This is a genomic window from Candidatus Amarolinea dominans, assembly GCA_016719785.1.
GTDB lineage: Bacteria > Chloroflexota > Anaerolineae > SSC4 > Amarolineaceae > Amarolinea > Amarolinea dominans.
On sequence record JADJYJ010000017.1, the window covers coordinates 192426 to 205598 of the forward strand.

General features: G+C 64.5%; 10 protein-coding genes. 7 read left to right on the forward strand and 3 right to left on the reverse strand.

The features are described 5' to 3' along the window. Nucleotides 1-69: 69 nt before the first annotated feature. Complete coding sequence (locus IPM84_17675; protein ID MBK9094557.1) at nucleotides 70-3516, reverse strand: SUMF1/EgtB/PvdO family nonheme iron enzyme; 3447 nt, start codon at nucleotides 3514-3516, stop codon at nucleotides 70-72. Nucleotides 3517-4664: 1148 nt separating this feature from the next. Here IPM84_17675 and IPM84_17680 point away from each other — a divergent pair. The 7 genes from IPM84_17680 to IPM84_17710 all read left to right on the forward strand — a co-directional run bounded on the left by IPM84_17680 (nucleotide 4665) and on the right by IPM84_17710 (nucleotide 11906). Next, a complete protein-coding gene (locus IPM84_17680) occupies nucleotides 4665-4955 on the forward strand; it encodes a hypothetical protein (protein MBK9094558.1) in 291 nt (96 codons plus the stop codon). A 32-nt stretch (nucleotides 4956-4987) separates the two neighbouring features. After that, nucleotides 4988-5365 carry a DUF1670 domain-containing protein gene (locus IPM84_17685; protein ID MBK9094559.1) on the forward strand — a complete coding sequence of 126 codons (378 nt, stop codon included), beginning with the start codon at nucleotides 4988-4990 and terminating at the stop codon, nucleotides 5363-5365. A gap of 123 nt (nucleotides 5366-5488) precedes the next feature. Further along, a complete protein-coding gene (locus IPM84_17690; protein MBK9094560.1) occupies nucleotides 5489-6298 on the forward strand; it encodes a DUF1670 domain-containing protein in 810 nt (269 codons plus the stop codon). Between the two features lie 158 nt (nucleotides 6299-6456). Continuing rightward, on the forward strand, nucleotides 6457-8709 hold the full coding sequence (locus tag IPM84_17695) for a tetratricopeptide repeat protein (protein MBK9094561.1): 2253 nt from the start codon (nucleotides 6457-6459) through the stop codon (nucleotides 8707-8709). 17 nt (nucleotides 8710-8726) lie between these two features. After that, nucleotides 8727-9092, forward strand: a complete 366-nt coding sequence (locus tag IPM84_17700; GenBank protein ID MBK9094562.1) for a DnaJ domain-containing protein — start codon at nucleotides 8727-8729, stop codon at nucleotides 9090-9092. After that, nucleotides 9067-10158, forward strand: a complete 1092-nt coding sequence (gene grpE, locus IPM84_17705) for a nucleotide exchange factor GrpE (GenBank protein ID MBK9094563.1) — start codon at nucleotides 9067-9069, stop codon at nucleotides 10156-10158. The genes IPM84_17700 and grpE overlap by 26 nt, the downstream gene beginning before the upstream one ends. Continuing rightward, nucleotides 10155-11906 (forward strand): Hsp70 family protein, encoded by a 1752-nt coding sequence (locus IPM84_17710; GenBank protein MBK9094564.1) that lies wholly within the window; start codon nucleotides 10155-10157, stop codon nucleotides 11904-11906. Before grpE ends, IPM84_17710 begins: the two co-directional genes overlap by 4 nt. A gap of 71 nt (nucleotides 11907-11977) precedes the next feature. On the opposite strand, the gene IPM84_17715 is transcribed toward IPM84_17710, so the two are convergent. Beyond that, nucleotides 11978-12538, reverse strand: a complete 561-nt coding sequence (locus tag IPM84_17715; protein MBK9094565.1) for an exonuclease domain-containing protein — start codon at nucleotides 12536-12538, stop codon at nucleotides 11978-11980. 54 nt (nucleotides 12539-12592) lie between these two features. After that, a complete protein-coding gene (locus IPM84_17720) occupies nucleotides 12593-13057 on the reverse strand; it encodes a UPF0175 family protein (GenBank protein ID MBK9094566.1) in 465 nt (154 codons plus the stop codon). Between the last annotated feature and the right edge of the window lie 116 nt (nucleotides 13058-13173).

Below are 13173 nucleotides of genomic sequence, written 5' to 3' on the forward strand. Positions count from 1 at the left end.
TGTTGTCGTCGCGGGCAGCCGAAGCAGTTACAGTGGAAGAAAGAAAATCCGAGTGGCAGAATCCAGAATTCAGAAGCCAGAAATCAGAACTGGCCCCAGACGAGAGACGGGGACGACTACCACCCGCACACCCCAACCGACGTACCTGTCCCTCGGGAGGTAGTCGTTGCGGGCAGCCGCCCCCACGCGTTTGGCGTCGTTATACCAGGCGCCGCCCATGAGCCAGGGCGAACCGTTCTTCTCCACATCGCTGGTCCACTCCCACACATTGCCGGCCAGGTCCCAGACGCCCTCTGGCGTGCGCCCGTCAGCATACATCCAGACCGGGGTGGTTTGCTGGAGGCTGCTCTCCCCTGTGTTGGCCCTGGCCGCGTCGAAAGTTGGCCCCCAGGGGTAGGCGCGGCCATCGGTCGAACGGGCGGCCTGCTCCCATTCGGCCTGCGTCGGCAGACGCAGCGCCTGGCCGCCGCTGATCAAACCCTGGCCGCGCAGGTGCGCAGTCAACCACGCGCAGTAGGCGTTGGCTTCGACCCAACTGACGCCGACCACCGGCTGGCTGTCGTGATTGAAGCGGAAGTCATCCCAGAAGCGCGGTTCGGTCCAGCCATATTGGCGTTTGTGCTCCTGCCCTTCCTTGCTCCACCATCCCTGCTCATTCTCGGTTGCATAGCCGCCGGCCGCCGTGAAGCGCCGGTACTGCTTGTTAGTGACGGGGTAGCGTCCGATGGCAAAGCCCCAGCCGGGCGCGGCGACAAAATCGTCCAGCCCCGGCGGCTCGATCCCCAGGGCGTCCAGCTGCAGGCCGGCCTGCAGCCGCTGCCGGGCGGGTAAACCACGCGCGTGCATGGCCGCGGTCAGCCGCGCCGGTACATCGGTCATCACCCGCTCGCGTAGCTTATCCTTCTTAACCTCCCGGGCGCGCTGCGGGCCGAGCAGGCGCGTGTAGGCCTCGCCCAGAACCAGGACGCGCCGCCAGTCGGTCGTGCTGTTGGGTGCGGCCGGCAGCAGCTCGTCAATCACCTCCAGCGCATCCTCGTAGCGGCCCAACACCGACACCTGGCAGCCCAGGGCCAGGAAGATCGCCTCCTGCCACTGCTCCTGGTCGAGCTTCTGCCTGAAATTGTCCACGAAGTCGCCGGTCGCCAGCCAGCGCGCGGCCAGGTACTCCTGGAAGGTGCGGTGCGAAAAGCGGTAGAGACGGTTCTGCTCTACGGCGTTGATCAGCCCGGAGCGGTCGTCCATCAGCTTGAGAACGTTCGCCGCCCAGGCCGCCCTGGCCGCGTCGTCGCCCTTGTGGATTCCCTCCAGGGCGTCGCGTAGGGTGGCGCGCGGAATGTCAACCGCGCCGCGCCGGTCTGTCCCACCATGCACCGTGTAGGCCAGCTCGTTCAGGGCGCGCTCCAGGCTGACCGTCGAAACCCCGGCCTGGTGCAGCAGGATTTCCAGCCCGGTCGGCTGGCCCTGGTCATCCAGCTTGGTGCGTTCCCATTCCCACAGCAGCTTGCGCACGAACTCCTCGTACAGGGCCGCCCGACTCTCCGGCAGGCCGCGCTCGTAATTCACGCGCGCCATCATCGTCAGCAGGAGCGGCGTGCCCGCCATTTCGCGCAGTTCCTCTCGCTCCGGATCGTCAAGCGCCCCCAGCAGCCGGCGCTGCGCGGTGGCCGCGGCCGCCGGTTGATAGAAACCGGCCCAGGTCAACTCGTCATGCCAGCGCTGCAAAAATTGGCCGACCGCCGGCCGACTGAGCGGCGCCAGCTCGACTGCGGGCAGTGGCAGGCGGTAATGCTCGCCATCGTGGTAGGGGCGCTGGCGGCAGGTCACCAGCAGGGGAACCTGCGGGTAGTGAGTCACAAAATGCTGCACGGCGTCCAGCACGCGCCGACGCCGATCGGCGTCCGCGACCTCATCGAGGCCATCCAGGAGCAGCAGGGCGGTGGGCGGCGCGGCCATCAAGCGCGCCAGGAAATGCTCTTTCTGGCGCGGCCCCTCCAGGCTGCCGCTGGCCTTGAGCAGGCGCAGACACTCGGCGATCAGGTCATCCGCGCAACCGCGGTCACCTTGGGGCAGATGGGCCGCCCAGCGGCTCAGGACGATGCGCACCGGCAGCAGCCAGTGGTTGAACGCGCCGGTCAGCGCCGTCGCCCAATCGCGCTCGCTCTCCGGCAGGTCGTCGCGCGCGGCCGCGGCCAGGCCCGCGGCCAGGCGGCGGGTCAACGTGCTCTTGCCGCTGCCTGGATCGCCCAGGATGACGAGCTGCCGGTGTTGGCCGATCGCCTCCAGCACGCCGAGATCAGCCAGGGCGGGACGCAGCAGACCTGGCGCAACTCTAAGCTGCTCCTCCAGGTCTTTGGCGCGCTTGTCTTCATCCTGGCCGCGCTCGCCGACCCACGCGCGCAGCGCGGCAATGGTCAGGCGCTCCTCGCCGCGGCCGCTGCGGCCGGGCGTGGCGGCGACCGGCGTCTCACGCACGGCCTTGCGCAGCACGCCCTCTGCCCCCGCGCGATCGGCCGCGGCGATCCCCAGGCGCGTGTAGACGCGATCCAACGCGGGCGGCGTTGTGGTATCGAGATCCACATAGATTCTCTGCAAGCGCGGCCGCCGGTTCTGCGCCGCGTCGGGCGGCGCGCTGCCGCTGGCCAGGGGCACATCGCTGCAGTCCGCGTACAGCCCGCGCAGATAGGACTTCTCCAGATCGGCCATGTCAAGGGGGTGCAGACGCTGGGCGACTGCCTGCGCGACGCCGCCGGGCAGCGCGGTCATCTGCGCGCTGATTTGGTCCAGCGCGCGGTGCAAGGTCAGCATGGTGCGGTCAATGCTGGCCAGGGTGGCCTCGGACCGAAACTCACGCAGGGTCGGGCCCCACACTTCATCGGCAAGCAGACCCCGATCCAGTTCCTGCAAGAAGCGCAGCAGCGGCCGCTGACTCTGCGCCCAGCGCTCAGCGCCCAGCCGTGGTTCGAACTCCGCACGCAGTTGCGTCATATCAGGCCGTTCGTTGAGCAGCATAATCTCGGCCACGCGCAGCAGAAACGATGGTTGGTCGAGCAGATCGGTCAACAGGGCGCCGGTCGCGTCCGTCTCGCCCCCGAACTCCGCGCGCGCCCGTTCAGCCGCGTCCGCGGCCAGGTTGCGCAGCCGCGCCTGGCGCATCCCCAACTCGCGGCCGCGCAGTTCGGCTACGGCCTGGTCGAGCGAGTCGGGCCGGCCGCTCAGGTGCTCAAGGCCAGCGTCCAGCCCGCGATTCAGCAGGCCATCCAGGGTCGCGCTGCGCTGCTCGTATTGGGCGAAGCGCACCGGGTTGATCTTCTTCACCTGCGCCAGCAGAGGTTCCTGCGCCATCTTGCGCTCGCAGTATTCCACCAGGAGCTGCACGCGTTGGGAGCGCGTTTGACCGGTGGTGAAATCGTTGGCGACCGGCCGAAAGTAGTGGTACGTCAGTGCGGTCAGTTCGTCATCGCTCAGGGCTGTGAGCAGCAGCTCACGCAGCGCGGCGGAATTGAAAGATGTCGTCATGGCGCCTCGCAGACTGGCTGAGTTCCCGGGGAAGTAGTGCGGTCATCAGGCTCTCCCTGATCGTGTAGTCATCACAACGTGGTGCGCCGATTGTACCATATGCCAGGCCGCGCTCACAATCTCACGTTGGGCGACCAGCAGTTCCAAATGTAGCCATCCATGTGACTGGCCAGCGCCAGGCCGTCCTGGTGGGCGCGACGCGTCCCATAGGGACACCTGACCTTAGCCATCATCGCACGAGCCGTATCCGTCCCGTAGGGACACCTGACCTTAGCCATCATCGCACGAGCCGTATCCGTCCCGTAGGGACACCTGACCTTAGCCATCCATCATCGCACGAGCCGTATCCGTCCCGTAGGGACACCTGACCTTTAGCCATCATCGCACGAGCCGTATCCGTCCCGTAGGGACACCTGACCTTAGCCATCATCGCACGAGCCGTATCCGTCCCGTAGGGACACCTGACCTTAGCCATCATCGCACGAGCCGTATCCGTCCCGTAGGGACACCTGACCTTAGCCATCATCGCACGAGCCGTATCCGTCCCGTAGGGACACCTGACCTTAGCCATCATCGCACGAGCCGTATCCGTCCCGTAGGGACACCTGACCTTAGCCATCATCGCACGAGCCGTATCCGTCCCGTAGGGACACCTGACCTTAGCCATCATCGCACGAGCCGTATCCGTCCCGTAGGGACACCTGACCTTAGCGACGGATTGCGCTCGGGGCGGCCTCATTCAATCGTCCCTACGGGACGACGGGTGTGGGGGGGCGGCGCTAAGGTCAGGGCGTCCCTACGGGACGACGGGTGTGGGGGGGGGCATCGCTCGCTCAAGTCAAGGCGCCCCCACGGGGCGCCGCATTTCCAAATGTAGCTTTCCAACGCCCACAATCCCTCTTGCTTCCCACCTATCTCGGGGATTTTGGGCCAAAACCGCCCGAACGAGGAGCGCAGGCCCATTTACGGGCAGCCATTCCGTTCACATTTACGTTAGGCTCAAATGACCCTCGGGATGTAGAATAGGGCGACGATCTTCGTTTCGGCCAGCAGCTCCCGCCGGATTTGGCAATCCGGCGGCCACGGCGAGATTTGGCAATCCCAGCCGAGCAAATGGTCCAAACGAAGATCATCACCTAGAATAGCGTATGACGCAGCATCCCAGGAGGAGCACATGGAATCTGGAAGCCATTGCCCGCTTACAGACCAAAGAAGCGGGGAAGCCATCATCGAACGTATCCAGCGCGATTTTCAGTTGGCGCCGCTGGGCGCGCACCTTGCTCGAGCAGTTGCGCCGTTATGACGAGGACTACTATCCCCAACGGCGTGAGAACGGCCAGTTGACCTACCTGGCCGTGAGTAAAGGCCAGTCCGGCGGGCCAGAAGCTGACCGCATGCCAGCGGGTGGCCGTGAAGTTGACGTTGCACAGCCCGGATGATTTGATCGCCTTCGGGCACTGGCGTCGCGGCGCTGCGGCAGCAGCGGCTCTTACGGCTCACCGAAGAGGCTGAGGCGCAAGGCGGGCTGCTCAGCCACGAAGACCTGGCCTGTTTGCTGTGCAGCAGTCTGGCGACGATCAAACGCGACGTGCATGAACTGCGGCAGCAAGATCTGCGGGTCCCGACACGCGGCCAAGTCAAAGACATCGGCAAGGGCGTCAGTCACAAGGTGCAGATCGTCGGTGATTATCTCGCCGGTTACACCTTCAGCGAGATCGAGCGTCGGCGGCATCACAGCATCGGCGCCATTCGGCGCTATTGCGACGACTTCGTGCGCATCATCCGCTTGCAGGCGCAGCGCTGGATCGCGCCGCCATCCGGAGCGCCACCGGGCTGTCTGAACGCCTGATTCAGGAGTACCTGACGCTGTATCAACAATGCCCGGCGGCCAACGACCGCTTGCAGATCCTGCTCGGCACGCCCGGCGCGGCCACGGCCACGCCGGCCGAGATTAAAAGGGGCGTTTGATCCCATGAAAACCCAAACCAGTACGCCTGAAACGCGCTGGGCCAAACGCTCCTTGCACCAGCAGTTGCTCCACAAGTTCCTCAACGAGTACGGTTACGAGCGCGGCCCCGTCGTGGCGCACGCGATCATCGCCGATATTCTGACGCTGGTGGAGCAGGCCTACGCTACCGATCTGCCGCCCCGTCATGTCTACTGGCCCGCGGTGGCGGTGGCCAATGGGGCCACGGGCAAAACGCCCGAGATTCGCGACCTGGTGCATGTCCGCCTGCACCTGGTCACCGACGCAGAGGTAGCGCTGCTCAGTGCTGATCAGGGCGTCGATCAGCCGCCGGCGCGCCGCACCTTCAACCAGCAACGCTTTGTCCGCTGGTGTCAGGAGGCGTATGACCGCAGGGGCGTCCTGACCCTCTTGGATTTGTCGTTGCTCAGCGGTCTGGCCGAGTCCTACGCGGGTCAGTTGCTGCGCCAATATGAGCAAGAACATGCCATGACCGTGCCGATCCGTGGTACAGTGCATGATATCGGCCCCTCGGTGTCGCACAAGGCCGAGGTGATCCGCCGTTATCTGCGTGGGCAATCGCCAGCCGACATTGCCCGCGAACTTAACCACTCGCAGCACGCCGTAGATCGCTACATCAAGGACTACGAAGTCACCCGCACCCTCGCGCAGAAGTTCCCGCTGCACGAGATTCCGGCGCTCGCGAAGCACGCCGCGTCACTCGTGCGGGAACACGTCCAGTTGATCCGCGAGTATGAACCCAACTTGGTCTTCTACTCGCCTGAACCGGCGGTGGCCGCACAAGCGGCCGCCTGAGCGCCCCGAGGCTCATTTGACCTTATTTGGAATTCCTGACCTCGATATCACCGGGTTGACACGAATCAGCGTCATGAAATTTTGTCGTTTGCGTATCTCAGTGATAAAGTAGCGAATGGGCATCCCACGCAGAGAGGGATGCTGGAGAGGATCAGTTCGTGTCGAAAAAACACCGCAAGCCAATTGCCCCGTCAGCGGGGCGACCTGCACCGGCTGGGCGACCCGCACCGCCTGGGCCGGTCGGCATACTCCAGGAAGCAGTGCGTCACCTGCGGCGAGGCGACCTTGCGCTGGTGCAGGAGCGGGTCGAGCGCGTCCTGAAGCTCGGACCCGATCCCAAGCTGGCGTCCGTGGCGCGTGAGATATTGGCCGAAGCCCACTTTCGCGCGGCCATGGCCAGTGCTGATCCGAATAAGCGCCTGGCCAACCTGGACGCCGCATTGCAGCAAACGCCTGCTGCCGCGAAGCTGCACTTTCATCGTGGCCTCACGCTGTGGCAGAACGGGCATCTCGCTGAGGCGTTGATCGAGCTGGATGCCACGGCGACTCGCGAGCCAGGCCGGCGAGGACTGGCCTATCTACGGGCGCTGGCGCGCATCGCAACCGAACAATCGTGGGATAGCGCTGGGCTGACCGCGGCGGAAGCCAACACGCTGCGCCTCGTACACAGGCTGGCGCAGCGCAAACCCCTCACGGGATCGGTGATGATCGAGGAACCTTTGCTCGGCAAGGGGGCGGGGCTGTGGCAGGCGCTGGTTGCTATGCGGCAGAACCCGACGGCAGCACCGCTGGACCAGCTCAAGGTGGCGGCCGAACAAAACACGCGCAAACCGGTCGGGCGGATCCTGACTTACTACCAGGGCGTGGCCGCGCTGCGCGCAGGCGACCGCGACACGGCCCTCACGGCTTGGTCTCATGCCCACAGCGCCGGGTGGGCAAGTCCCGAGCTCGCTGAGAACCTGACCGCACTGCTGCGGGAAGACGTGATTGGCCTGGCCCAGGAAAATCACTGGCAGGACATGATCAACCGCCTGCCTGACCCCGGCGCCGATCGGATCGTGGCCGAAACCGCCAGCCTGGCCTACTTTCACCTGGGCTATGAGGCGGCCCAGGCGGGCCAGTGGCCCCTCGCGGCACAACACTGGCGCAAGGCCAACGAGTTGAATCCCAATCGTTACCTGTCTCAGAACCTTGCCCTGGCCGAAGAGGCGTCGGAGAACTGGGTCAATGCGGCCGAGGCCTGGCGCGATATGGTGCGCCGCCGGCCGCGCAAGGAAGACCATCCCGATTACCTCACCGACGTCCAGGTGGCCGCGCTCTGGAGCCATGCGGCTGAGTGCTATGGGCACACCAATCTGACGGGCGAAATCGAACCCTGTCTGCGCAATGCGCTCAAATACGCAGCGGGCGACACCGCGCTGCGCCTGCGCCTGGCCGATTTTTTGTTGCGCGACGAGCGCGGCGACGCGGCTGAGGGCCAGCTCCGGGAAATCACGGCGGCGGACCCACAGCATGTCGAGGCGTTGGTGCGCCTGGGCCGGCTCTACGAGGGGTGGTGGGATCGCGACCCGATGCCCATCTGGCAGCAGGTGCTGGCGATCAACCCGACGCACCTCGAAGCCCGCGAGGCGTTGGTTGACGACTACATCAAGATGGTCAACGATCAGGCGCCGTTTTCCGCCTCCCGTTTTTCTATGAAGCATCCCGGCAAGAGCAAAATCGAAACGCTGGAGATTGGCCTGGGAGAGCTGCCCAACCATCCCAAGCTGCTGATGGCGCTTGGCGCCACTCATGCGAGACAGCAGCACACCCAACAGGCACGCGAGTATCTGCTGCAGGCGTACCAGATCGCACCCCAGGACGTGGCAGTTGTCAACTTCGTCATGCATGAGTTGTTGCACGTGGGTGGCGGCGACGCGGTGGAGCAGATGATCCCTGTTGTCCGCCAAATCCCGCGTTTGTTGCCGGTTTTCTGGTTCGATCAGGCGAAAATGGCCTTGCAGTGCAAGCTCGGCGAGCAGTGGGCGGATATTTTCTTCCAGGAAGCTGTGAAGTACAGCGCCGATCCTGGGCTGGACGATAGCCGCGCCGGTTTGTTGGTCGAGGCTTACGAGGTGGCCCACCAGGAAAACGCCAGCGGTCTGTGCGCTGTGCTGGAAAAGCGCATTCGGGAGGAAGTTCCGACCAGCGGCGCCCTGTCATACATCGAAGCATACCGACTGCACTTTGAAAAAGGCGATGTGCATGGCGCGGCGCGGCTCATGCGTGAGGCCATCAAGACGGCGCGACGGGTCAACGACAGGGGTATTCTGCGCCGGGCCGAGATGATCGAATCGCTGCTCAAGGGCATGCCACACCGGTTTGACTGGGAGCGCATCATGGCCGATCTGCTCCCGCCCGATTTTATGTAAACAACAAAAGGAATCAGATGGCTTCCATGACCGTTTCCAAACCACCCCGAGATCCCTACGCCATACTCGGCCTTGACCGCACCAGCGATGAAGCGGCCATCAAGCGCGCCTATTTCCGATTGGTGCGTGAGCATCCGCCCGAGCGCGATCCGGAGAAGTTCCAGGAACTGCGCGCGGCCTACGACCAGGTGCGCACGGCCGAGGCCCGCTCGCAGACCGACCTGTTTCTCTTGCAGCCTCCGCCGCTCCTGCCCCGACGGCGCAAGCCGTCGTATAGCCTTGACGTCAATCCGACTGACATCATCACGTTGGCCCTGGAACTGGGGTTGGCCGGGTTGTCAATCCAAGAGGATTTCCATGAGCCTGAACTCCCAAAACAGTGATACCGACTCCTCTGCCCCGCCGTCGTTGACGCAGGGCTATTGGGTTCGGCTGACCAACCAGATAGATCGTTTGCAAGCCAGCGTGGATGACATTCTGGCGGTGACCGAGGCCAGCGAGGGCCAGGTCGAGGCATTGCTGAGCCACCTGACCGATCCGGGCAGGGGCCAGGCGCTGGAGGAGCGGCTGGCCGATCTGCTTGCCGGGCAAGAGACGGGGCAAGAACAATGGCAGGCGCTCGCCGGCAGATTGAACGACCTGGGGCAGACGGTGGCGAAGCTGAACCGCACTCAGTTCAAGTCCAACGCCCTGGCCGAGATGAAGGATCAGCAGGTGACGACTGCGCTGGGCGCCTTGCAGGATGTCGCTGCCCGGCGTCAGAGTGCGCAAGAAGCCCGGACACTGCACGCACAGGATCGCACGGCCGCGCTGCGCCTGGAAGCGCGCGGTGAGTTTGCCGCCGATCTGCTGCCGGCGCTGGATGGCCTGGAGATGGCGCTGGAGAGCGGCCGAGCCTTGCTCGCGCGCCGTCGCAGGCAGGAGGCCGAGGCGACGCGACTGGCGCAGGCGCAAAGCGTCTCTTCCGAGCCGCCGCCCGCTGCGCCCAACCGGTGGCAGCGATTGGCGTGGGCGCTGTGGGGCCGCGGGCTGCCCCCTGGATTGTTCGTGACCCGCGCCGCGCCGCCGCCCCCTGTGCAGGATGAATTGACCGATGCGTTCGAGGCCTGGCTGCAAGGGCTGGAAATAGTGCGCATGCGTTTCCTGGGGCTGCTGGCAACCGCCGACATTCAGCCGATGCAGGCGGCGGGACAGCTCTTCGACCCGCACCTGCACCTGGCGATGACGACCGACTCCCGCGCCGGCGTGCCGGACGGGGCGGTGGTCGCGGTCCTGCGCGAGGGGTATCGCCAGCGCGGGCGTGTGCTCCGCTACGCCGAAGTGTCCGTCAACCAGGCGGCCGATGCGCATTCGGCCCCAGCCACAGATAGTACGATCAGCGACACGCGTCCTGCGCCGCGGGGGGATCATCTGCAGCAGGATGCCCCATTGGAGGGGAACGAACGATGAACCAATCAGACAAGATCATTGGCATTGACCTGGGCACCACCAACTCGGTGCTGGCAGTGATCCAGGATGGGTTGCCGGTGCTGTTGCCGGTCAACGGCGAACGGCTCCTACCGTCGGTCGTGGGCATTGCGCCGAGCGGCGAGGTCGTGGTGGGCACCCCGGCACGCAACCAATGGGTGGTTGCGCCCGAACGCACCGTCCGCTCCATCAAGCGCAAGATGGGCAAGGCCAAAACGGTGGGCATGGCCGGGCAGACCTACACGCCCCAGGAGATTTCGGCTTTCATCCTGAAGGATATGCGGGAGGCGGCGCAGGCTGTGCTGGGCGGGGACGTGCGGCGGGCGGTGATCACGGTGCCGGCGTACTTCGATGAGACGCAGCGCCAGGCCACGCTGGAGGCCGGGGAGATCGCCGGGCTGATAGTCGAGCGCATCATCAACGAGCCGACCGCTTCGGCGTTGGCCTATGGGTATGGGCTGGCGGGCGATCAGCATCTGAAGGTGCTGGTCTACGACCTGGGCGGCGGTACGTTCGACGTCTCGATCATCGAGCTGCACTCGGGCGTGGTGGATGTGCTGGCGACGGCGGGAGACAACCTCCTGGGGGGCGATGATTTCGATGAGCGTCTGGCCGCGATGCTGGCGGATGAGTTTGCCGAGGAGCACGACATTGACTTGCGCCAGCATCATCAGGCCTGGGCACGCTTGCTGCGCGCGGCGGAGGAGGCCAAGATCGAGCTTTCCTCGGCGCCCTTTGCCGAGATCAAGCTGGAGTACATCCTTACCCGAGACCGGAAAGGCTACCCGCTGCACATCCAACGTGAAGTGGAGCGGCCCGAATTCGAGGAGTTGATCGCCGATCTGTTGGGGCGCACGATCACGTTGGTGCGCAAGGCGTTGGAGGATGCCAAGCTGCGACCGAATGATATCGAGCGCGTGCTGCTGGTGGGTGGCTCGACGCGTATCCCGGCCGTCTGGGAGTTGATCGTGGCGCAGATGGGGCAAGAGCCGCACATCGAGATTGATCCCGACGCGGCCGTTGCGCTGGGCGCGGCCGTTCAGGCTGGCATCATCGCCGGCGAGGAAATTGACGCGATCCTGGTGGACGTAACGCCGTACTCACTCGGCATCGAGACCGCCCAGGTTGGCTATGGAGGCCGGCTCTACGCCGATCTTTTCACCCCCCTGGTGCGGCGCAACACCACGGTGCCAGTGCAGAAGAGCCAGATGTTCACGACGATCGTTCCGGGCCAGGAGCAGATTCGCATCAACGTCTACCAGGGAGAAAACCCAACGGCCTCGCAGAACGTTCTCCTGGGCGATTTCATGATCGAGGGTCTCAAGCCCAATCGGCCTGACGGCTTGAGCGAGGTGACGGTCAACTTCCATCTCGACGTCAACGGTATCCTGGATGTCACTGTCGTGGAGCGTCAGAGCGGCAAGCGCGTCAGCGAGCAGCTCAAAGCCAGCCGGCAGCGGCTCAGCCCCGACGACATTGCGCGCAGCCAGGCGAAGTTGGCCGCCGCGTATACCGAGATGGAAGCTGACGAGACCTTCGATCCCGGCGTGGCCGCGCTGTTGGATCGGGCGCGGAAGACGCTGGAGCAGCCCGACCTGAGCGCCGGGCTTGCCGATGACATCGCCGGCGCCGTCGCCAACATCCGCCATGCCGTTGCCGAAGAGGACGATGCGCAGGTAGAAGCGTACTGCGATGAGTTGATTGACTTGCTGATGGAGGTCGAGGGATAGGCGGCCCGCAAGGTCACACGTTTGTCAAGGACGGTGAAACCGCCCGGCAGTTCTTCGACGATACCGTGTTGTCAGCGCGAGGTGCGCGCTCGTCTCAGGACCTCAGCGAGAACGGCGGCGATGTTCCAGGCATCGTCGCCGGCGCGGTGGTGAACGCCTTGCAGGGGCAGCCCCAGCGCCGCCAGCCCCTCACGCATCCCCACCTCCCGTTTGCGCCCCAACGCCACGGCCAGCAGCGTCTTGACGTTGAGGTGTCCCGGCCCAAAGGGATAGGGGATGCCGAACTCGGCGCAGTTGCGCGTGAACTGCTGGCGGTCGTAGTCGCCATAGCTGGCCCACAGCCGACCGGACGCCTGAAACTCCTGCACGAGCACCTGGCAGACCTGCGCCAGAGGAATACCGCCATCCACATCGGCCTGCGTGAGCGTGGTCAGCTCTGTGCAGAAGGCGCTGATCGTCGAACGGATGGGACGCACCAGGATATCGCGACGTTCGACGCGGGCCAGGGTTGCCACATCCAGCAAGCACAGCCCGATCTCGATGATCTCGCTGCTCTGGCCCGGCGGTGGCTCGCCCTGCCAGCAGGTGGCTTCGACATCAACGACGAGAATGTGGTCTAGTTTTCGGGTCATAATGTGGGCAAAGTTGCTCAGAATCGTGGTGTCCAGAATGAACATCGGCATGGCTCAAGTCCGGTTTTTACCCTGGATGGTTTCGTATTCCGCCTGCGCCTCATGGATGCTCAACGCCCCCATGCGCATTGGTAACCCGAACCGATTGAAGCGCGCCAACAACTCGAAACGCGACATGTTCAGCAAGGTGGCTGTCCGGCCCAGACTGATGTCGCCAGCGAGATAGGCAGCGATGATCATGTTCCAGGCTTCCTGCACATCGCCGGCTGCCGCCGCGACCCGCGCCTGCACCGCTGTCTCTGTCAGGCCAGCCGGCGGTAAATCAGGATTGTTGACCGGCGCCGACATTTGGCTGCGAAAGGTCGCCGCCGCACGTAGGAGACGATAATCCAACACATCTACGATCGCGACCTGTTCGGCGCCATAGCTTTCAATGAAAACGGCCTGCCCACGCTGCGCCTGCTCGATTGCCTGGCGGGTGCGCCGCGCCAGATCTGTCCGGGAAATCGTCGAAGTCATCGTCATCGGTCTCCTGACATCCAAATCTTACGTACAATTAGTAGGGAGATTGTACTACGATCAACTCCTGGCTGCAAACAACAGCAATTCCAAACGTAACCGCATTTTTCGCCGCG